At 59.5% G+C, this 17,808-nt stretch carries 21 protein-coding genes; 8 read left to right on the top strand and 13 right to left on the bottom strand.

Translation table 11 applies throughout. The annotated features are described in order from the left end of the window. Positions 1-127: 127 nt before the first annotated feature. Entirely contained in the window at positions 128-601 is a 474-nt protein-coding gene (locus tag EJA70_RS23080) for a Crp/Fnr family transcriptional regulator (RefSeq protein WP_008085900.1), read from the top strand. Here EJA70_RS23080 and EJA70_RS23075 read toward each other — a convergent pair. Then, entirely contained in the window at positions 598-882 is a 285-nt protein-coding gene (locus EJA70_RS23075; protein ID WP_158833742.1) for a hypothetical protein, read from the bottom strand. The two genes, EJA70_RS23080 and EJA70_RS23075, sit on opposite strands and share 4 nt — an antisense overlap. Positions 883-962: 80 nt before the next feature. Between EJA70_RS23075 and EJA70_RS23070 the strand changes: the two genes are divergently transcribed. The 4 genes from EJA70_RS23070 to EJA70_RS23055 all read left to right on the top strand — a co-directional run bounded on the left by EJA70_RS23070 (position 963) and on the right by EJA70_RS23055 (position 3,208). Further along, a complete protein-coding gene (locus EJA70_RS23070; protein WP_093438218.1) occupies positions 963-1,649 on the top strand; it encodes a spermidine synthase in 687 nt (228 codons plus the stop codon). Positions 1,650-1,697: 48 nt separating this feature from the next. Beyond that, positions 1,698-2,069, top strand: coding sequence for a YajD family HNH nuclease (locus EJA70_RS23065; RefSeq protein WP_007911336.1), 372 nt, complete (start codon positions 1,698-1,700; stop codon positions 2,067-2,069). Between the two features lie 209 nt (positions 2,070-2,278). Next, positions 2,279-2,749, top strand: a complete 471-nt coding sequence (locus EJA70_RS23060) for an RNA methyltransferase (protein ID WP_007911337.1) — start codon at positions 2,279-2,281, stop codon at positions 2,747-2,749. Between the two features lie 81 nt (positions 2,750-2,830). Beyond that, positions 2,831-3,208: a DUF2892 domain-containing protein gene (locus EJA70_RS23055; RefSeq protein WP_008087099.1), complete on the top strand. Its 378-nt coding sequence runs from the start codon at positions 2,831-2,833 to the stop codon at positions 3,206-3,208. A gap of 86 nt (positions 3,209-3,294) precedes the next feature. Here EJA70_RS23055 and EJA70_RS23050 read toward each other — a convergent pair whose 3' ends face one another. After that, positions 3,295-4,524 carry a hypothetical protein gene (locus tag EJA70_RS23050; protein WP_158833740.1) on the bottom strand — a complete coding sequence of 410 codons (1,230 nt, stop codon included), beginning with the start codon at positions 4,522-4,524 and terminating at the stop codon, positions 3,295-3,297. A 78-nt stretch (positions 4,525-4,602) separates the two neighbouring features. After that, on the bottom strand, positions 4,603-5,052 hold the full coding sequence (locus EJA70_RS23045) for a YcgN family cysteine cluster protein (RefSeq protein ID WP_158833737.1): 450 nt from the start codon (positions 5,050-5,052) through the stop codon (positions 4,603-4,605). 280 nt (positions 5,053-5,332) lie between these two features. Between EJA70_RS23045 and EJA70_RS23040 the strand changes: the two genes are divergently transcribed. Continuing rightward, the gene (locus EJA70_RS23040) at positions 5,333-5,926 is read left to right on the top strand and encodes a nitroreductase family protein (RefSeq protein WP_158833735.1); all 594 of its coding nucleotides are present in this window, start codon (positions 5,333-5,335) and stop codon (positions 5,924-5,926) included. 158 nt (positions 5,927-6,084) lie between these two features. Here the strand turns inward: EJA70_RS23040 and EJA70_RS23035 are convergent, their stop codons facing one another. The 5 genes from EJA70_RS23035 to EJA70_RS23015 form a co-directional block, all read right to left on the bottom strand. Then, the gene (locus EJA70_RS23035) at positions 6,085-7,017 is read right to left on the bottom strand and encodes a D-2-hydroxyacid dehydrogenase (RefSeq protein WP_158833733.1); all 933 of its coding nucleotides are present in this window, start codon (positions 7,015-7,017) and stop codon (positions 6,085-6,087) included. A 105-nt stretch (positions 7,018-7,122) separates the two neighbouring features. Further along, on the bottom strand, positions 7,123-7,416 hold the full coding sequence (locus tag EJA70_RS23030) for a YcgL domain-containing protein (protein ID WP_008087107.1): 294 nt from the start codon (positions 7,414-7,416) through the stop codon (positions 7,123-7,125). Next, on the bottom strand, positions 7,413-8,546 hold the full coding sequence (gene rnd, locus EJA70_RS23025) for a ribonuclease D (protein ID WP_158833732.1): 1,134 nt from the start codon (positions 8,544-8,546) through the stop codon (positions 7,413-7,415). The genes EJA70_RS23030 and rnd overlap by 4 nt, the downstream gene beginning before the upstream one ends. A 234-nt stretch (positions 8,547-8,780) precedes the next feature. Further along, positions 8,781-10,430 carry a phosphoethanolamine transferase gene (locus EJA70_RS23020; protein WP_158833730.1) on the bottom strand — a complete coding sequence of 550 codons (1,650 nt, stop codon included), beginning with the start codon at positions 10,428-10,430 and terminating at the stop codon, positions 8,781-8,783. A 9-nt stretch (positions 10,431-10,439) separates the two neighbouring features. Then, positions 10,440-10,697 (bottom strand): hypothetical protein, encoded by a 258-nt coding sequence (locus EJA70_RS23015; protein ID WP_158833728.1) that lies wholly within the window; start codon positions 10,695-10,697, stop codon positions 10,440-10,442. A 77-nt stretch (positions 10,698-10,774) separates the two neighbouring features. Between EJA70_RS23015 and EJA70_RS23010 the strand changes: the two genes are divergently transcribed. Then, entirely contained in the window at positions 10,775-11,959 is a 1,185-nt protein-coding gene (locus tag EJA70_RS23010; protein ID WP_158833726.1) for a cyanate transporter, read from the top strand. A 185-nt stretch (positions 11,960-12,144) separates the two neighbouring features. Further along, on the top strand, positions 12,145-13,080 hold the full coding sequence (locus tag EJA70_RS23005) for a LysR family transcriptional regulator (RefSeq protein WP_158833723.1): 936 nt from the start codon (positions 12,145-12,147) through the stop codon (positions 13,078-13,080). A 3-nt stretch (positions 13,081-13,083) separates the two neighbouring features. Here the strand turns inward: EJA70_RS23005 and EJA70_RS23000 are convergent, their stop codons facing one another. The 5 genes from EJA70_RS23000 to EJA70_RS22980 all read right to left on the bottom strand — a co-directional run bounded on the left by EJA70_RS23000 (position 13,084) and on the right by EJA70_RS22980 (position 17,807). Beyond that, a complete protein-coding gene (locus EJA70_RS23000; RefSeq protein WP_008087117.1) occupies positions 13,084-13,449 on the bottom strand; it encodes a 5-carboxymethyl-2-hydroxymuconate Delta-isomerase in 366 nt (121 codons plus the stop codon). Positions 13,450-13,597: 148 nt separating this feature from the next. Next, complete coding sequence (locus tag EJA70_RS22995) at positions 13,598-14,518, bottom strand: LysR substrate-binding domain-containing protein (protein ID WP_008087120.1); 921 nt, start codon at positions 14,516-14,518, stop codon at positions 13,598-13,600. A 93-nt stretch (positions 14,519-14,611) separates the two neighbouring features. Further along, on the bottom strand, positions 14,612-16,717 hold the full coding sequence (locus EJA70_RS22990) for a DUF6311 domain-containing protein (protein ID WP_158833721.1): 2,106 nt from the start codon (positions 16,715-16,717) through the stop codon (positions 14,612-14,614). Then, positions 16,714-17,100, bottom strand: a complete 387-nt coding sequence (locus EJA70_RS22985; protein WP_008087124.1) for a GtrA family protein — start codon at positions 17,098-17,100, stop codon at positions 16,714-16,716. The genes EJA70_RS22990 and EJA70_RS22985 overlap by 4 nt, the downstream gene beginning before the upstream one ends. Next, complete coding sequence (locus tag EJA70_RS22980) at positions 17,097-17,807, bottom strand: bifunctional 2-polyprenyl-6-hydroxyphenol methylase/3-demethylubiquinol 3-O-methyltransferase UbiG (protein WP_158833719.1); 711 nt, start codon at positions 17,805-17,807, stop codon at positions 17,097-17,099. The genes EJA70_RS22985 and EJA70_RS22980 overlap by 4 nt, the downstream gene beginning before the upstream one ends. Between the last annotated feature and the right edge of the window lies 1 nt (position 17,808).

Here is a 17,808-nt window from a genome sequence, read left to right as displayed (position 1 = left end):
GAAGGCTGCGATCTTTTGATCTTGCCTTTTAAAAAATCAAGATCAAAAGATCGCAGCCTTCGGCAGCTCCTACATGGGGACTGTGTAATGCCTGGAATCCGTGACAACAGAATAAGACCGCACTGACATGTCAGAACCGACCTTCCTGAACAACGAAATCCGCGACTGGCTGATGGACTGTGGCCTGTTCGATCAATTGCAACTGGCCGACTTTGCGGCCGCTTCCGGCTATTTCAGCATCAGCACCGTGGCTGAAGGCGAGGCGATTTTCCGTGAGGGCGATGCCGGCAGTTTCATGTGCATCCTCCACACCGGTCAGGTCGCCGTGCAGAAAACCGGGCCCGACGGCCAGGTCATCACCATGGCCACCCTGCGCAGCGGTCGAGCCTTTGGCGAAATGGCCGTGCTCGACGGTGAACGCCGTTCGGCTACCTGCATCGCCGCGAGCAACTGTCAGTTGCTCAACCTCGGCAAAGACTCCCTGGAAAAAATGCTCAACGACGCACCGAAAATCGCCGCGAAGATCATCCGTGCCCTCGCTGTTTCGCTGTCGAAACGCCTGCGCATGGCCGACGGTCAATTAGCGGCGCAACAGGTTTAACCGCCGGGGGATTTTGCCTTGGTGCCGGTCGGCTCAATGCCTTGCACCGGTTGATCCTTGCTCGGCGGGCTGGGCATTTCGATTGGCACCAGCGGCGGGCTGCCACTGCCGGCGCCCGACTTGGGAATGTTGATCGGGGTGATCTGCGGATACGGTGTCGGCGTTGCGGTACCGGGCGAGCCGGGTTGCGGCGCCGGGCTGAGCGGAATCGTCTGTTGCGCCTGCGCTACAGTAATCGTAAGCGCGGCCAGGGCAATGACCGTTAGAATGGTGCGCTTCATTAAGGGCTCCGTTTGGCCTCTAGTCTGCGCTCAGGCTACTCCCAACGGGCCTGCTTGCCTTCCCCCTTGTAGAGATTTCCATGAAACGTTTCGTTCTGCTCGACACCACCCCGATCCCTGAAAGCGGCGGTGCCCTGTGCCTTTTCGAGTATGGCGAGGATTTCGTCATCAAGATCCAGGGCGGCGACGGCGGGCAATTGATGAACACGCGCATGCACGGCTCCGAAGATGCGCTGGCCGAGATTCCGTGCCGCAAAGTCGCTGGCCGACCGAATTCGCGGGTGCTGATCGGCGGCTTGGGCATGGGTTTCACCCTCGCCTCGGCGCTCAAGCATCTGGGCAAGACCGCCGAAGTGGTGGTCGCAGAACTGGTGCCCGGCGTGGTCGAGTGGAACCGTGGCCCCCTCGGCGAGAAGTCTGGCCGGCCGTTGCTCGATCCGCGCACCGTCATCCGTCAGGAAGATGTGGCCAAGGTGCTGCAAAGCGAACCGAACGGCTTCGACGCGATCATGCTCGACGTCGACAACGGCCCCGAAGGTCTGACCCAGAAGGCCAACAGCTGGTTGTACTCCGCCGCCGGTCTGAATGCCTGCGCCAAGGCACTGCGGCCCAAAGGCGTGCTCGCCGTTTGGTCAGCCAGCGCTGATCGGCTGTTTTCCGACAAATTGAAGAAGGCCGGTTTCAAGGCCGAAGAGGTCCAGGTCTTCGCCCACGGCAACAAGGGCACGCGGCACACAATCTGGATTGCCGAGAAGCTCAAGGGCTGAGCTAAACTCTGCGCATAACCGTCATTAGTCTTTTACAAAGGTGAACCCATGAGTTCGTCCACCCCAACCAATACGTCGAAGCTGGATCGCATCCTCGCTGACAACCAGCGCGACAAGGAAATGGGCTACCGCGACAAGGCCCTGAAGATGTACCCGCACGTCTGTGGCCGCTGCACCCGTGAATTTTCCGGCAAGCGCCTGAGCGAACTGACCGTGCACCACCGCGATCACAACCACGACAACAACCCGCAAGACGGCTCGAACTGGGAATTGTTGTGCCTGTATTGCCACGACAACGAACATTCGCGGTATACCGATCAGCAGTACTTCAGCGAAGGCTCGTTGAGCACGCCGAAGATTGCCAAGGCGACGCACAACCCGTTTGCCGCCCTCGCCGGGCTGATGAAAAAAGAAGATTAATGATCTTCATCGCCTGAACTGGCCCCATCGCTGGCAAGCCAGCTCCCACAGTGATCAGGCTCGTTCACAAATTTTGTGTGTATCCAGGAAACCTGTGGGAGCTGGCTTGCCAGCGATGAGGCCCTGCCAGACACCGCAGATCTCGAATCTGCCCGCACTCCCCCAATCCCCGTATAATCGCGCTCTTTTTTCCCGAAGGCACCCCGCTCGTGGCAGACAAACGGTACAGCTGCATTGGTTTGTATAACCCCAAATCACCGGAGAACGTCGGTTCGGTGATGCGCGCCGCAGGCTGCTATGGCGTGGCATCGGTGTTCTACACCGGCAAGCGTTATGAACGCGCCGCCGATTTCGTCACCGACACCAAGCGCGTGCACTACGACATCCCGCTGATCGGCATCGACGATCTGAAAAAGATTCTCCCGCTCAACTGCGTACCGGTTGCCGTGGAACTGGTCGAGGGCGCCCGCCCGCTGCCGGAATACACCCACCCGGATCGCGCCCTGTACATCTTCGGCCCGGAAGACGGCTCGCTGGATAAAGAAATCCGCGACTGGTGCGAAGACGTCGTGTACATCCCGACCACCGGCTGCATGAACCTCGCCGCCACGGTCAACGTCGTGCTCTACGACCGCATGGCCAAAGGCTTGAACACCCGCTCCGGGCCAAAATTCCGCTAAAGCGTCGAACATCCGATGGAACAAGCTGGCCGCTTGCGCAGTCAGCTTGTTTATCCATTATTCATTGCCTGGAGAAAGATCATGACCGAGCTCAAACGCGTCGAGCGTATCGAATCCACCCCGTTCCAAAGCCGTTCCGAGCAGAACGTCGAAGGCTGGGAGCGCATCGGCTCATTGGCCGGTGGCGTGATCATGGTCGGCAAGGGCCTGCGCCGTGGCGGTGTGTTCGGTCTGATTCAGGTGGCGATCGGCGGCGTGGCCATGGCCCGCGGGATTACCGGGCACAGCTCGGTGAAGAGTCTGATCGAGAAGAGTCGTCAGGACATGAACAACGTGCGGGCGAAGATCGAGCGTGCCGGGGAAGAGTTGAGCAAGCTGAAGGCGAATGCCGAAGCAGCGACCAGCTCGGCGACGGTGACCGGCAATGATTCAGTGAAATCGCCGAAAGCCGGGGTTTAAAAGCACAAGATCGCAGCCTTCGGCAGCTCCTACATGTGGAATGCATTTCCCTGTAGGAGCTGCCGAAGGCTGCGATCTTTTGATCTTTATTGCAGTAACTCGGTATCCAGGACTTTCGAGGACTCGCCGAGCACACTCTCAGCCAGTCGCACAAATTCTTTAGTACTCACCGTCCCCAAATGCATCGCCCCGCGCAACACATCATCCAGCGAGCGCTTGTTGCGCGTTTTCAGACGAATCTCGCGATCCAGCTCCTGCAACAAAATCACCGCTTTTGACACCTGCGCCGGGCTGATCTGCGCGCCACGCAACGTCGTGACTTTCTGACTGTCCTTGGCCAGTTTCGCCTGCAAACCCTGATAGCGCTCATCACTCATGCCACCGGCGCGGCGCACCAGTTCGATCGCGTAATACTCGGCAAAACCCTCGCTGATCCAGTCGCTGCGCTGCTCGTCATTGATCCGTCCGAACACCTGCGCCAACTCCCGCACCAATGCACTGCTGCCGCTTTCACTGACCAGCGGCAATCGGCTATTCACGAAGATCGATTCATGCGCGCCAAGGCTGCCACGCCACATCGGGTCATTGGCGCCGACGATCAACAGTTTCGCCGGATGCCGTGGGTAAACCGCCTGCACCTGAGGCCAGACGAACGTCAGCAACGTCAGCACGTCCATGCGGCGCATGCCCTGCCCTTGCGGCGAAGCCACGGTGACTTCGGTTTCGCCCAGTCGCGTGCGGCGACTGCCGAGGTGGCCGGCGAGCATCCAGCCGGTCGGGCGGTCGAACAGCCGTGACGGGTTATCGATGCGGAACTTGTTTTTGCCGATACGTGGCCATGCGGTTTCGACGCTTTTCCAGCCTTCGGGCAATTCGAATTGCAGGCGCGCGACCAGTTCGCTGCCGTCCTGTTGATCGAGTTTGGCCGGCGGCACCAACTCGTCGCCGCGCATCAACGCCCAACTCGGGGTCATGCGTGTGTCGAAGCTGCCGTTCTTGCGACCGTGGCTGATGCGTACGCGGTAGGTCAGGCTGGCCTTGTCACGGGTCGGCCGCCAGACGCCGCGAGCGTGTGTGCCCGGCGTCAGCAGCCATTGGCCGTCGGCCTTGAAATCACTGTAATGGCTGCCGTCGCCGAGGTCGAAATCGAGGCTGCGCACGGCTTCGCCTTTGGCCAGGGTCAGGCGCACTTCGGCCTGATCGCTTTGCGGCAACAGGCGCACGTGGTAATCGAGGTCGACTTTCTGCGCCGCCCATACCGGTGCGCTCAGCGCCAGCAGTACGACGAGCAGCGCCTGAGGCAATCCCACAGCCATACACACTCCTTGTGGCTAGCGAGCCTGCTCGCAGGCCCGAATGATCGGGAGCAAGCTCCCTCGCTACAGATTGTTCAGTTAACCCGCGCGGAAAATCAGGTGATCTTCCCAATCGTCTTCCGGCACGCTGCCCTCGGCGAGCATGCGCCCGGACTGGGAAATCCGCTCGCGGTGCACCGCGTCACGGTCGCCGCAGACCAAGTGATGCCACAGCGGCAGGTCCTGGCCCTCGCTGACCAGACGATACCCGCAGGTCGGCGGCAGCCATTTGAATTCTTCAGCCTGGCCCGGCGTGAGCTGAATGCAGTCGGGGACAAACTTGATGCGATTCGGGTAATCGCTGCATTGGCAGGTGTTCAGGTCGAGCAGTTTGCAGGCGATGCGCGTGTAATAGACGCTGTTGTCTTCTTCATCCTCGAGCTTTTGCAGGCAGCACAGACCACAGCCGTCGCACAGCGATTCCCATTCCTGGTGATTCAACTGATCGAGGGTTTTGTGTTTCCAGAACGGTTCGACTTCGGCGGCCATGGCTCAAGCATCAACATCAGGTGGTGAAAAGGCCGCCAGTCTAGTGCCCAAGGCCTTGTCGGCCAAGCGCTGGCGACTATCGGTTGCATAGGGCTTGTCAGCTTTTGTGCAGGCAAGTAGTTTTGCCTGTCGCAAGGAGCCCTGCCCCAGTGCCATTAACGCTCGACCGCGTTACACGCCGGTGAACCCTCAGGCTCGGAAAACCCTCATCGTTCAGCGCAACTGATCCCGCCGGGTTTTCGTTCGAATCTCTTATTCAACCGTAGCAAGGAATCTCTCGATGAGTGCCAACCCTCGCGTTGCCGAATACGCCATTCACCCGCAATTCACTGACCGCTGGTCGCCGCGCGCTTTCACCGGTGAAGCGATCCCGGAAGAAACCCTGCTGAGCTTCTTTGAAGCCGCGCGCTGGGCACCGTCAGCGTACAACTCGCAGCCATGGCGTTTCCTCTACGCACGCCGCGACACGCCGAACTGGCAGCGTTATCTGGGCCTGCTCAACGAGTTCAACCGTAGCTGGGCGCAGCATGCATCGGCATTGGTGATCGTGATTTCAAAAACCACCTTCACTGCCCCGGGCGCCACTGAAGAAACTCCGGCACTGTGGCACACCTTCGACACGGGTTCGGCGTGGGGCCATCTGGCGCTGCAAGCGAGTCTCAGCGGCTGGCACACCCACGGCATGGCCGGGTTCGATCAGGAGCTGACGCGCAAGGAACTGAATATTCCGCAAGGTTATGCGCTGCATGCGGCGGTTGCGGTGGGCAAGTTGGGTGACAAGGCAACGCTGGCCGAGTACCTGCAAGCGCGCGAAGAGCCGAGCCCGCGCCGCCCGCTGAGCGAACTGGCAGTTGAAGGCGACTTCACCCTCTAAAAGCAAAAGATCGCAGCCTTCGGCAGCTCCTACAGGAGTTGATCGTTCCCACGCTCTGCGTGGGAATGCAGCCCGGGACGCTCTGCGTCCCATTGGAACGCGGAGCGTCCCTTGAGGCATTCCCACGCAGAGCGTGGGAACGATCTGAAGCGAGGGGATCAGTAGCCGCGATTGAAATCCACTTCCCCGCGCAACGCCTCGCTCGCCTGATACGCCTTCAGGTTGTCGACAAACAACTGCACCATCAACGCCGGCGATGTCGGTGCCGAGCTGTGCCCGGTCAGCAGCAAGCCCCACGCAGTCCAGAACGGATGCCGTTGCGGCAATGGCTCCTGACGGCAAACGTCGATGACTGCACCGGCCAGATGCCCTTCCTTCAAGGCTTCGACCAGATCCGCATCCACCACCGCCACACCGCGCCCGGCGTTGATGAACAACCCGGTCGGCTTGAATTGCTTGAACAGCGCCGCGTCGTAGATATCGTGGGTGTGTTCGGTGTTCGGCAGCAGATTGACCACGTAATCGACTTCGCCGACCAGACGCGGCAGATCCGCCATCGAACCGACTTCGACAAACGGCGCCTGCTCGCGGGCACTGCTGGCGATGCCGTACAGCTCGACGCCGAACGGCAGCAGAAACTGCGCCACGCTCTGGCCGATGTCACCGGTGCCGACGATCAGGACTTTGCGCCCGACCAGACTCTGGCCGGTGCGGTTATCCCACTTGCGCTCGACCTGGCTGACCAGCCGCGCCAACACTTCGCGCTCGTGACCGAGCATGTAGGTCAGCACGTACTCGGCCATCACCTGGCCGAAAATCCCCACCGCCCGGGTCAGGCGATAATCGCGGCGCAAGCCGTCGGCCAGCAGCGGCGTGATGCCCGCCCAGGTCGATTGCAGCCATTGCGGTTGATGGCCCTGCCGCAGCAGGGTTGCCAGCAGATCCGGTTGCCCCAGCCACACCGGGCAATCCGTCGCCAGCCGCGCCAGTTCGGCAGAGTCGCCGCTGGTCAGCACTTCAAGCTCGGGCGCTGCCTGACGCAGCAAGCGGGCGTATATCGCGTGGTCGTGTTCAGCAATCAGAACGCGCATCTTCAAACCTTTCGCAAACCGTGCAGACGGCCACCGGATTTCGGTCGGCCATCGCGGTAAAAACAGTTCCAGGGTTAACCGAGGCCCAGAATAGAGCCTCGCGGATCAGACCGGGTCGTTGCGTCGCAGCAACTCTTCGGGCAAGTGCTCGATGTACTCGTCCTCAGCCGGCGGCATTTGCAGGTGATAGCCCTGCTTGTCGAGGTTTTCCAGCACCACAACGATGTCTTCGCTGGCCAGTTTACGCTCGGGCGTCAGCACCAGACTGAAGGTAAATATGGCTTTGCCGAAGGCCGCCATCAGGGCCTCGGGCACGCGTTCCAACTCATCGCTCTTGAGCACATAGAGATACATGCCCTTGCGCTTCGAGCTTTGGTAAATAGAGCAAATACGCTTCAAGGCTGTTCTCCGGCGGTGGCCAGGCTGTCGAGCAGCGTCTGGCCCATGAGTTCGCGGCGCCAGCCACGCAACGACTCAGGCAATTGGTAAGGACCCTCGGGATAGCCACTTTTGACCAGGGCTTCGAGGGTTTTCTTGCGCAGCATCAGTTCCGGCGCGATGTCCAGACGCTCGGCCTCAGCCTGACCCAATGCACGCAGCTGTTTGATCAGTGCAGCGGCTTCGACCGGCAACGGCTCCGGCACAGCGGGCGGCCATTGATCAGGCCCCACACTGCCAGAGCGCTTGATCAGATCAAGCAGAAACTGGCCGTCCTGACGCACGGTACGCGGGTGCATGTCTTCGATCTTGCCCAACGCCGCGAGATTGTCCGGTTGCGTGCGGGCCAGCGGCCACAGCGAGTGCTCGCGGACAATGCGGTTGCGCGGCAGGTCACGGGCACGCGCCTCCGTTTCACGCCAGGCGCAGAGCTCACGCAGTACCGCCAGTTGCGCGCGGGAGAGTTTCCACGCCAGTTTGGCGTCGCGGTAAACCCCGTATGGATCGGTTTCGCGGCGCAGATTGGCGACCAGTTCGGCACCGTCCTCCAGCACCCAGGCGAATTTGTCGTCAGACAGTTTCGGCCGCAGTTGTACGAAAACTTCCGCCAGATGCACGGCGTCTTCGGCGGCGTAGCTGATTTGCGTGTCGGACAGCGGGCGCTGCAACCAGTCGGAACGGGTTTCGCCCTTCGGCAATTCAATGCCGAGGACTGCCTGCACCAACCGCGAGTAGCCCATCGAGAAACCGAGGTTCAGGTAAGCGGCCGCCAGTTGTGTGTCGAACAGCGGCGCCGGCAGGCTGCCGGTCAGGCGCAACAGCACTTCAAGGTCTTCACTGCACGCGTGCAGGACTTTGAGCACCGCCGGGTTCTCCAGCAGCGCCGCCAGCGGTTGCCAGGCGTTGATGGTCAACGGATCGATCAGGTAGGCGCGTTTGCCGTCGCCGACCTGCAACAGACCGGCAATCGGGTAGAAGGTGTCGACCCGCATGAATTCGGTGTCGAGGGCAACGAACGGCAGCTGCTGCCACTCGGCGCAAAACTGCGCGAGGCTTTCGTTGTCGCGAATCCAGTGAATATCGATGGCCACACGGCTCTCCCTTGAAGAATGGCGCGCAGTATATATCGCCACCGGCGATTTACGCGCCTGCGAAGGGCAAGAGCTGTAACGAAATGTCCTGCCCAAGGGAAAGAATAGTCTTACACACGTTGCAGGCAGAGCCATTACCTGTAGGAGCTGCCGCAGGCTGCGATCTTTTGATCCTGTTTTTAACGGCAAGATCAAAGGATCGCAGCCTGCGGCAGCTCCTACAGGGGGCGGGGTTCAGTCTTTGGCCAGGACGCCGTCGATCACCGCGCCGCGGCACCCGGCGAACAGGTCCAGATCGGGCTGATAGACCGAGCTCTTCACTTCCAGCAGGCCAAGCATCGAGTGGAACAGGTTGTCCTGACTCAGCGGTTTGTCGCGGCTCATCTGCAGGCAATGGGTGTCGACCGAATAGGCCTTCTGATAACTGTCACTGAACCACGCCAGCATCGCGACATGCTTCTGTTGTTCCGGCGCCAGCATGTAAGGCGTGCCATGCAGGAACAAGTTGTACTCGCCCAACGATTCGCCGTGGTCCGACAGATACAACATCGCGGTATCGACTTTGTCCTGACTGCTGCGCAATACATCGATCAGGCTCGACAGCACATGGTCGGTATACACCAGGGTGTTGTCGTAGCCGTTGACGATACTTTCGCGGCTGCAATTGTTCAGTGCGTTACTTTCACAGACTGGGGTGAAGTGCTCGTACTCCTTCGGATAACGCTTGAAATATTCCGGGCCGTGGCTGCCCATCTGGTGCAGCACCAGCACGGTATCTTTGTCCAGATGGTCGATAAAGCTCTGCAAACCCTGCAACAGGATTTCGTCGCGGCATTCGCTGTTGGCGCACAACGCCGGGTCTTTCAAGTTGCTGACGTCCTGCAGCGTGACCCGATCGCAAGTGCCTTTGCAGCCGGACTGGTTATCGCGCCAGATCACATCGATACCGGCACGCTGGAGCACATCGAGCAGGCCCTCTTCATTCTTCGCCTTGCTCGCGTCGTAGTCCTTGCGGCCCATGTTGGAGAACATGCACGGCACCGAAACCGCGGTTTCCGTACCGCAGGAGTGCACATCGGTAAAGGCGATCAGCCCGGCTTCCTTGTCCAGTTTCGGCGTGGTGTCGCGGTCGTAACCGAGAATACCGAAGTTCTCGGCACGAGCGCTTTCACCGACCACCAGTACGGTCAGGGATTTGCGCGGCTGAAGTTTCAGGTCGGGATTGCGCTGGGCGTCTTCGCCGATCTTGATGAACGGTTGCTGCGCCGAGACCACTTGCTCACGCAGGTAACCGGCCGACGCGCCGATGTAGTTGCTCGGCACTAGCATCAAGCGAATTTCGTGGTGATTGCGAAACAGCGAGGACAAGCCCTGATAGTTGGCCAATGCCACCCCGCCAATAACCGCTACCGAGGCCACACTGACAATAACTTTGCTGATTAACTCACGGTGCCAGCGACGATAATTGACCGGCACTTTCCACAATAACCACGACGGTAAAACACCGAGCAACAACATATAAACAAACAACTTCAACGAGAGCAGATCACGCACTTCCGTTGCATTGGTCTCGGCAAAGTTACGGAACATCCCGGCATCGATCATGACGCCATATTGACTCATGAAATACGCCACGCCGGCGCTGATCAGAAAGATCAGGGTCAACAGCGGCTTGAGCAGCGGACGAAAGGCCAGAAGGGTCAGTACGATGTTGAACGCCGCCAGGATCATCAGCCCGAAAGCCACGCGCATGGCGATACCCTTGCCATCGGCGGCAGTGATCTCGAACAGATGCTGCCAGAGGACAAAGTTGCAGCCGATCAAAAGAAAGGCGCTGGCAATCAACGTCACCCATTCCGGGCGCACGGCTTTTAACTTCAACATAAAGGTGGGCTATTCCTGAAAAGACTGGCCACGGGTTAATTGTGAAAAATTCATTAACCAAGGCATGACAAACTTTAGGCAGGCAACCATCAATTTTTTGTGAAAAAGACGCCAACGATTAGTTGGCGCCGGATTAATCAGCAAAAACTTAACCGTGTAGGAGCTGCCGAAGGCTGCGATCTTTTGATTTTGTTTTTTTAACAGCAAGATCAAAAGATCGCAGCCTTCGGCAGCTCCTACAGGGCGGGGTATTTGATTTTTAGGCACGGGCGTGGATTTTCTGGTTTGCCCGGCTCTGCGGGTCGCGCGCCTAATCGTCGACCTCAGGTATCAAAGGTTTGATGATGGAAAACGTGCGCACCACCTCTCGCTCCACCGTCTGGCTGATGCTCGCCATTGTGTTGGTCGCGCTGAATCTGCGGCCGTCGATGGCGGCCATCGGGCCATTGCTCTCGGCCATTCGCGGCGATATTCCATTGAGCTTCAGCCTCGCCTCGCTGCTGACCATGCTGCCGGTCATGGCGATGGGACTGGCGATGTTTTTCGCTATAGGCATCAGTCAGCGTCTGGGCGAACAGCGTACGGTGCTGCTGTCGCTGCTGATCATTGGTCTGGCAACGTTGGCGCGGTTGTTTGTCGACTCTGCTGCGCAATTGATTGCCAGCGCTGTGCTGGCGGGTGTGGGCATCGCGCTGATTCAGGCGTTGATGCCGGCGCTGATCAAATCGCGTTTCGCCGACAACGTGGCGCTGTGCATGGGCCTGTATGTCACCTCGATCATGGGCGGCGCAGCGATTGCAGCCTCGTTCGCACCCTTGGTGATGATGCAAACCGGCAGTTGGCGTGTGGGCCTGGCCATCTGGGCCGGACTGTCGCTGCTGGCCTTGGTGTTCGGCTGGACGCAGCGCGCCAACCTGCCGCCCGCCACGCCCCGGGTGACAAAAAAAGAATCCTTTTTCGGCAATTCCCGCGCCTGGTTACTCGCACTGTTCTTCGGTTTGGGGACGGCGTCCTACACCTGCGTGCTGGCATGGTTGGCGCCTTACTACGTGGAAAAAGGCTGGAGCGAACAAAACGCCGGCCTGCTGTTAGGTTTTCTGACGGCCATGGAGGTAATTTCCGGTTTGGTGGTGCCCGCCGTCGCCAATCGCCGCCGCGACCGGCGCGGGGTGCTGATGGCCCTGCTCGGGCTGATCATTGCCGGCTTCTGTGGGTTGATCCTCAGCCCGCAGCACCTCAGCCTGCTTTGGCCGTGTCTGCTGGGCCTGGGCATCGGCGGGTTGTTCCCGATGAGCCTGATTGTCTCGCTCGATCACCTCGACAACCCGCAACGTGCGGGCGGCCTGACGGCGTTCGTGCAGGGCATTGGCTATCTGATTGCCGGCCTCTCGCCGCTGATGGCGGGTATGATCCGCGATCAACTGGGCAGCTTCGAGTGGGCGTGGTGGTCGTTGACTGCCGTCATGGTGGTGATGCTGCTGATGGTGTTGCGCTTCGATCCACGGCACTACGCGCGGCATTTTTCCTGATCGGGCTAAAGGCTTCTGGCCATCTTTTCGCGGTTTGAAGCATGACGTCGTGTTGCTAAAACTTTCTGTCCCACAACTGTCCGTGAAACGTCCTACAAGGCTTTGTCCTGGCACCATCGTTCCGCTAGGATCGTTCGCACACGTTTGCGCGGATTCAGCGCAAGGAGCACAGCGGGACGGAACGGATGCTGAACAGTAACTTGCTTCGAAAGCTCGACATGCAGGATCTCATGGTGTTTATCGCCGTGTATGAGCAGAGCAGCGTCACCGATGTGTCGGAAACGCTGTGTGTCAGTCAGTCCACGGTCAGTTACTGCCTGAAAAAACTGCGCACCAGTTTCGAAGACGAACTGTTCATCAATACCCGCACCGGCATGCGCCCGACCTACAAGGCCAGCAGCATGTACGGCCATGTGCAGAAGATCCTCGAAAGCATCAATTTGTGTCACGCCGGTGCCCCGGTGTTCGACCCGACCCAACAAGCGGTCACCTTCAATATCTGCGCCCCGGAATACTTCGAGCAATTGATCCTGCCGCGCCTGTTGAAGCGCTTCGACTTCGATGATTTGCCGGTGATGGTTAACATGCACAAGTTTGAAACCGATGTGCCGGCAGATGAGTTGCGCGACGGCACACTCGACTTGGTGATCAGTTTCGGTCCCAACTTCCACCGTCATCACACCGACTTGAAATCGCGGATGCTGCTTGAAGATGATCTGGTCTGCGTCTTCGACAAACGCGCCACGCCACTGGAGCCGCGTCTGAGTCTGCAAGCCTTTACCGAACGTCGGCATGTGTTCCCGACGCCGTGGACGTCGACCACCAACATGGTCGACGGCTGGCTGGCGCGACAGGCGCAGAAGCGCCAGATCGTGGCACGTTCGAACAGTTACAGCGCAGCGTTGAAGATGATCACCGGCACTGACTTCATCCTCACCCTGCCCCGGCGCATTCAGCGTTTGCTGACCAATGAGGCGGTGTTCAATCACTGCGAGGCGCCAAACGGTTTGCCGGGCTTCACCCTCGACATGCAGTGGAGCCAGAACGTCGACCAGGACAGCGCCAACGTCTGGCTGCGCGAGCAGGTGATCAAAGTGTGCAGCGAACTGGAGACAGTCTGATTCCTACGCGCCGATGGCGGTTTTGCTGTAGGACTCGCGATCAATGTCGACCAGCTCGACACACAACTGCACTTCGACCCCGGCCGGCCATTCGCAGAGGTCCTGCAGCACGGCCAACAGACTTTGCGACAGCTGCTTTTTGATCTCGGGCGAACGGCCGCTGAGCAGCGCCAGCTTCACGTAGACAAAAGCGCGCTCGCTCATGGCAGTGCCGACCTTGAAGGTCTCGACCTTCACCGCACGGCTCTTGATATCGAACTCCGCTGCAAACTGACCGGACCCCACCAGGGTGTTGTTGAGCCGGATCAACGCGACGTCAGCGTTCAATTGCGGCAGGTTGGCGGTGTATTCCATGTGCAGATGTGGCATTGCAAGTCCCCAGTCAGTTGGCAGAAAGGTCGTACATATAGCACATGCGCCCCATCACCAACCCCTGCAGGAGCTGTCGAGTGAAACGAGGCTGCGATCTTTTGATCTCGAGATTTGAAAATCAAAAGATCGCAGCGTGCCGCAGCTCCTACAGGGGGTTGAGTGGCCGTTCGCTCATGAATTGCTCCAGCCTGGAGCGCAACCAGCGCTCCGCCGGATCACTGTCGACATGGCTGAGCCAGACCATCGACAGATCGAGCGTCGGTGTCTTGAACGGGAACGGCTCCTTGAACAGCAACCCGGAGGTGGCCATGGCGGCGGCGGTGTAATCCGGCAGGCTGGCAATCAGGTCGGTGCCGGCGAGCAATGCCGGCAACGCACTGTATTGCGGCACCGACAGCACCACTTGGCGCGTGCGGCCGAGTTCCGCCAGCCACTCGTCAGCGAAACCGCTGACGTTGGCCGTGTGTGACACCAACACATGCGGCCGCGCGCAATATTCATCGAGGGTCAGCGGTGTGTCAGAAGCATCGGCACGCAGGATGCTCGGCTGAATGTGCCGCAACAGTTTGCGCTTGGCATTGGCCGGCAGGCCACGGGTCTGGCTGATGCCGACGGTAATGTCGCCCGCCGCCAGCAAGTCGGGGATGCGCCAGTAATCGACGTGTTGCACCACAAACACCACATTCGGCGCTTCCTGACGCAGAGCACGCAACAGCGGCGGCAGCAGGCCGAACTCGACGTCATCGGACAGACCGATGCGAAAAGTCATGGTGCTCACGGCTGGATCGAAATCGCGGGTCAGGCTCAGCGCCACCGACAGCGAATCGAGCGCCGGCTTGAGATGACGGAAGATATCTTCGGCGCGGGCGGTCGGCTCCATACGGTGGCCGACGCGGATGAACAGCGGATCGTTGAGCATCGTGCGCAAGCGGTTGAGCGCCGAGCTGATGGTCGGCTGACCAAGAAACAACTTCTCGGCCGCCCGGGTCACGTTGCGTTCGAGCATCAAGGTCTCGAACACCACCATCAGGTTGATGTCAGCCTTGCGTAGTTCATTGCGGTTCATCCATTGCTCCCCGATCCCCAGACTGGAGCGCAGTGTAGAAAGGCCCACGGACAACGTCTATGGGCCGGCACCATCGACAATAGCGACGTCGGTTCAATTCACCGTCAACGCCTGCAATCCGATCGCCAGCTTGCGCGGGTCGGTGCTCATGCCCAGCTCTCCCGGACTGATGGCATTGGCGTATTTGAAACGAATATTCAGTGCGCCCTGACGCTCAACGATCTGTTGGACATGGGCCGGCAACTCGATGTTGATTCGGTTGGCTTCTGGCTTGACCAACCGGGTAGACAGCACCCGCTCATCATTGACGAAGATTTCCAGGGACTGTTCCGTGTGCTGGGGCGCCAGCAACGCGGTGGTTTCCAGCAACACCGAATGAACCCGTGAGGTTGGCCGCAGAATGATTTGCGACTCGGCCCCTTCGGACCACGTCCCCCAAGGCTCGTTGAGCGACCAGCCCTTGGAAAGATAAGCCACCGCCGGACTCGCACTACTGAACACCACCCGCTCGCCCGGCTTGAGCGGTGCTATCAGACTCAACGGATCCGGTGCCGATATCGACGGGCAATCGGTGCAGCGTTTCCAGCCGGGCGCCAACACATTCAGCCCGTCGATTCTGGCGAGCACGTCAGTATCGCGGTTCAAGGTCAGGGCAGCCTGGAGCACAGTGCGGCTATCTATCAGATAGAGCGTATCTGGCGCGTATTGCCCGGACTCGACCATCCGGTCTGCCTGCGCCTGTGCCGTCTCAGTGGCCGACGTACTGACGCGCCCAAGGTAGACGGCATTGGTTGCCAGGTGATGGTTACCGGCGAAGTTGGCCAGCGTCATCCATTGCTCCGAGTAATTCTGCGGACGAATCCAGCGCACCGCCTGGTAATGCCTTGCCGCCTGATCCCAGAAGGGATCGATCAGTGGCGTCTTCCACTGGGGGGCCGGCGAGGTCATGAAAAACTTCCGTGACACTGACCAGCCGGCGCGCGTATCCGCCACCTGAATCACCAAGGCAATGCTCAACAACAAGAGTGCCATGCGCGACGTATGCCCACGAATGACGACATACAGAACGGCGAAAATGGCCATGTACATGACCGGCCAGATCATCCGTCCCGAGCCACGAAAAACCGTCGCCACGGCGACCAGCGCATCCGGCAGCGGTATCTGCAGTTCGAAGGGGCCAAAACCGATGTTGTTAGAGACCGCGAATAGCGCCAGCCCTGTCAGAGCCAGCAGAAGCCACGGATAACGCCGGATCTTGGCGCGAAGATCGCTGGCACCTTGCAGCACAAGCACCACGGCGCAGATGAACAGAAAAATCACCCCCGCCCCCGGAAACGCGAAGCCTTCACCGTCGCCCAATACCCCCGGTATGTCCTGCAACATGTAGGACCAGGTACCCGGATCGAAAAAAGTCAGAAGATTGGCCCGGTACAAACCATATCCCAACAACGCCAGGCCACCGCCGCCGACGCTGAAGTAACCCGCTTGCCAGCAGCAGAAACTGACAAGCAGAAACAGCCCCGACAACTCGGCCAGGGCTTTGCCGGGTGTCAGGTGACGCTGCAGGGCTTTGGCGACAAGATCCGCCAGCCAGATCAAGGCCACCATCGCCAGCAAATAAGCATGCACCAGCGCAGCGGCGCCCAGCAGCGCCCCCCATGCCAGCCAACGTTTCGGCGTAAAGGGCCGCAGTGCCAGGTACAGCGCGGCCACCACCAGAAAATGCCCGCCGAGGGACAAATGCACGCCCATCCGGATAATCATCGACGGGGCGAATAAAAACAGCCCGGCACCGAGCAACTGGATCAGCACATTGCGGGTAAACAGCCCCAGCAACTTGAAGGCAAACCAGCTTTGCAAGATGAAACAGGTCAGAAACCAAATCCCGAAATACTGAAAGGGCTCAGGCAGCAGTGCTGAAAAGGGCTTGAAGATAAACGCGAACAGCGGGTTGGAGTCCGAGAAGATCACGCCATTGCTCAACTCCAATCCATAAGAAGGGTTGAGCCCCAGCGGAAATGTCCACGGTGAGTGCCTGAAGAACACCCAGCCCAGATAATGCGTCGCCGGGTCACCCTCCCCCAACCAGGCAATATTCATCGGGTTCAACGCACGCGGGCCAACCACGATGAAAAAAGCCAGAATTCCTAAAAGAATGGGCAGCAGCGCAGTCGCCCGACGTGTTGCGGAGAGCTTCATCGATACGTCCAGAAATTGTGCAAGACAAAAGTGAATGCCGGAATTGTCAGCGCCACGGCGACGATGCCCAGCAAATAGTGGAGCCCGGCCATTTGCGCAGCCCAGGCGACGAACATCGCCAACAGAAACCCACAGACCGACACCAGCAGAAACCGCAGCAGGGTTCTGCCCTGCAATCGCGCCGAGAAACTCCAGGTGGTGTTGATCACATACGACACCACCGTCGCCACGGCGAATGCCACACCATTGGCGAGGGGTGGTAACGGACTGATGAAATTGATGAACGCAATGGCTACCAGCGCATGCAACGCCGTCACGAACAATCCGGTCACGGCAAAGCGCAAACCGCGTTGGATCAACGCCGTTTTTTGCGCTGAGGTCACGGCTTCTGCGCCAATACAAAAACGCTCAAACCGGCCAGACGATTGATGCCCATCAACGGCAGCTCAAGGCGACAAAGGGTCTTCAGCACCGTGTTGACCAGCGGGTGATGACGCTTGAGTTGCGAGCGCGGCGGTTGGTCTTGCGCACCTTGCGGCAACAAGCGCAACGCCGCCGCAATCGGGAACACCGCGCCGAAATAATAGGCGCCACGCTGCACCGTCAAACCGGCATCGCGGGCCAGTGTCTCGAACTGTGCCAGGGTGTAGCGGCGCTTGTGTTCGAGAAAGTCATCGTGACCGCTCCACATGAACTGGAACGCCGGCACGGTCATCAGAAAGCGGCTGCCCGACGGTACTTTATCGACATACATCTTGAGCAGACCGAGGTCATCGTCGACATGCTCGAGCACGTCCATCAACAGCACCAGATCGGCATCAAGGGTGTCGACACCGCGACGGTAATGCACCGGTTTGCCGGCGGTGGTTGCGCTGGAGTCGGCGGCATAGCTGATGTCCACGCACCACGCTTCCCGTGCATCGGTATGCGTGAGCAAATGATGGGAAAAAAACCCTGACCCCGCGCCCACATCGAGGATCCGTCCAATCGGTGCATCCCCCAGCAAACGCCTGGTGGCGGCGGCTTTGGCGCAGTAATACCAATGCTCGTTGATGCTATCGCCGAGGATGTCGGTTTCCTTCAGATCCATG

This window comes from Pseudomonas sp. PB103, from assembly GCF_009764635.1.
In the GTDB taxonomy this organism is placed as follows: domain Bacteria; phylum Pseudomonadota; class Gammaproteobacteria; order Pseudomonadales; family Pseudomonadaceae; genus Aquipseudomonas.
Note: the sequence above shows the minus strand (reverse complement) of the source record. Positions and strands in the feature narration are given on the sequence as shown.

Excerpts from the sequence above, each read along its gene's own strand:
- EJA70_RS23080 (WP_008085900.1), top strand. The coding sequence starts at position 128 with ATGTCAGAACCGACCTTCCTGAACAACGAAATCCGCGACTGGCTGATG.
- EJA70_RS23075 (WP_158833742.1), bottom strand. The coding sequence starts at position 882 with ATGAAGCGCACCATTCTAACGGTCATTGCCCTGGCCGCGCTTACGATT.
- EJA70_RS23070 (WP_093438218.1), top strand. The coding sequence starts at position 963 with ATGAAACGTTTCGTTCTGCTCGACACCACCCCGATCCCTGAAAGCGGC.
- EJA70_RS23065 (WP_007911336.1), top strand. The coding sequence starts at position 1,698 with ATGAGTTCGTCCACCCCAACCAATACGTCGAAGCTGGATCGCATCCTC.
- EJA70_RS23055 (WP_008087099.1), top strand. The coding sequence starts at position 2,831 with ATGACCGAGCTCAAACGCGTCGAGCGTATCGAATCCACCCCGTTCCAA.
- EJA70_RS23050 (WP_158833740.1), bottom strand. The coding sequence starts at position 4,524 with ATGGCTGTGGGATTGCCTCAGGCGCTGCTCGTCGTACTGCTGGCGCTG.
- EJA70_RS23045 (WP_158833737.1), bottom strand. The coding sequence starts at position 5,052 with ATGGCCGCCGAAGTCGAACCGTTCTGGAAACACAAAACCCTCGATCAG.
- EJA70_RS23040 (WP_158833735.1), top strand. The coding sequence starts at position 5,333 with ATGAGTGCCAACCCTCGCGTTGCCGAATACGCCATTCACCCGCAATTC.
- EJA70_RS23035 (WP_158833733.1), bottom strand. The coding sequence starts at position 7,017 with ATGCGCGTTCTGATTGCTGAACACGACCACGCGATATACGCCCGCTTG.
- EJA70_RS23020 (WP_158833730.1), bottom strand. The coding sequence starts at position 10,430 with ATGTTGAAGTTAAAAGCCGTGCGCCCGGAATGGGTGACGTTGATTGCC.
- EJA70_RS23010 (WP_158833726.1), top strand. The coding sequence starts at position 10,775 with ATGGAAAACGTGCGCACCACCTCTCGCTCCACCGTCTGGCTGATGCTC.
- EJA70_RS23005 (WP_158833723.1), top strand. The coding sequence starts at position 12,145 with ATGCTGAACAGTAACTTGCTTCGAAAGCTCGACATGCAGGATCTCATG.
- EJA70_RS23000 (WP_008087117.1), bottom strand. The coding sequence starts at position 13,449 with ATGCCACATCTGCACATGGAATACACCGCCAACCTGCCGCAATTGAAC.
- EJA70_RS22995 (WP_008087120.1), bottom strand. The coding sequence starts at position 14,518 with ATGAACCGCAATGAACTACGCAAGGCTGACATCAACCTGATGGTGGTG.
- EJA70_RS22990 (WP_158833721.1), bottom strand. The coding sequence starts at position 16,717 with ATGAAGCTCTCCGCAACACGTCGGGCGACTGCGCTGCTGCCCATTCTT.
- EJA70_RS22980 (WP_158833719.1), bottom strand. The coding sequence starts at position 17,807 with ATGGATCTGAAGGAAACCGACATCCTCGGCGATAGCATCAACGAGCAT.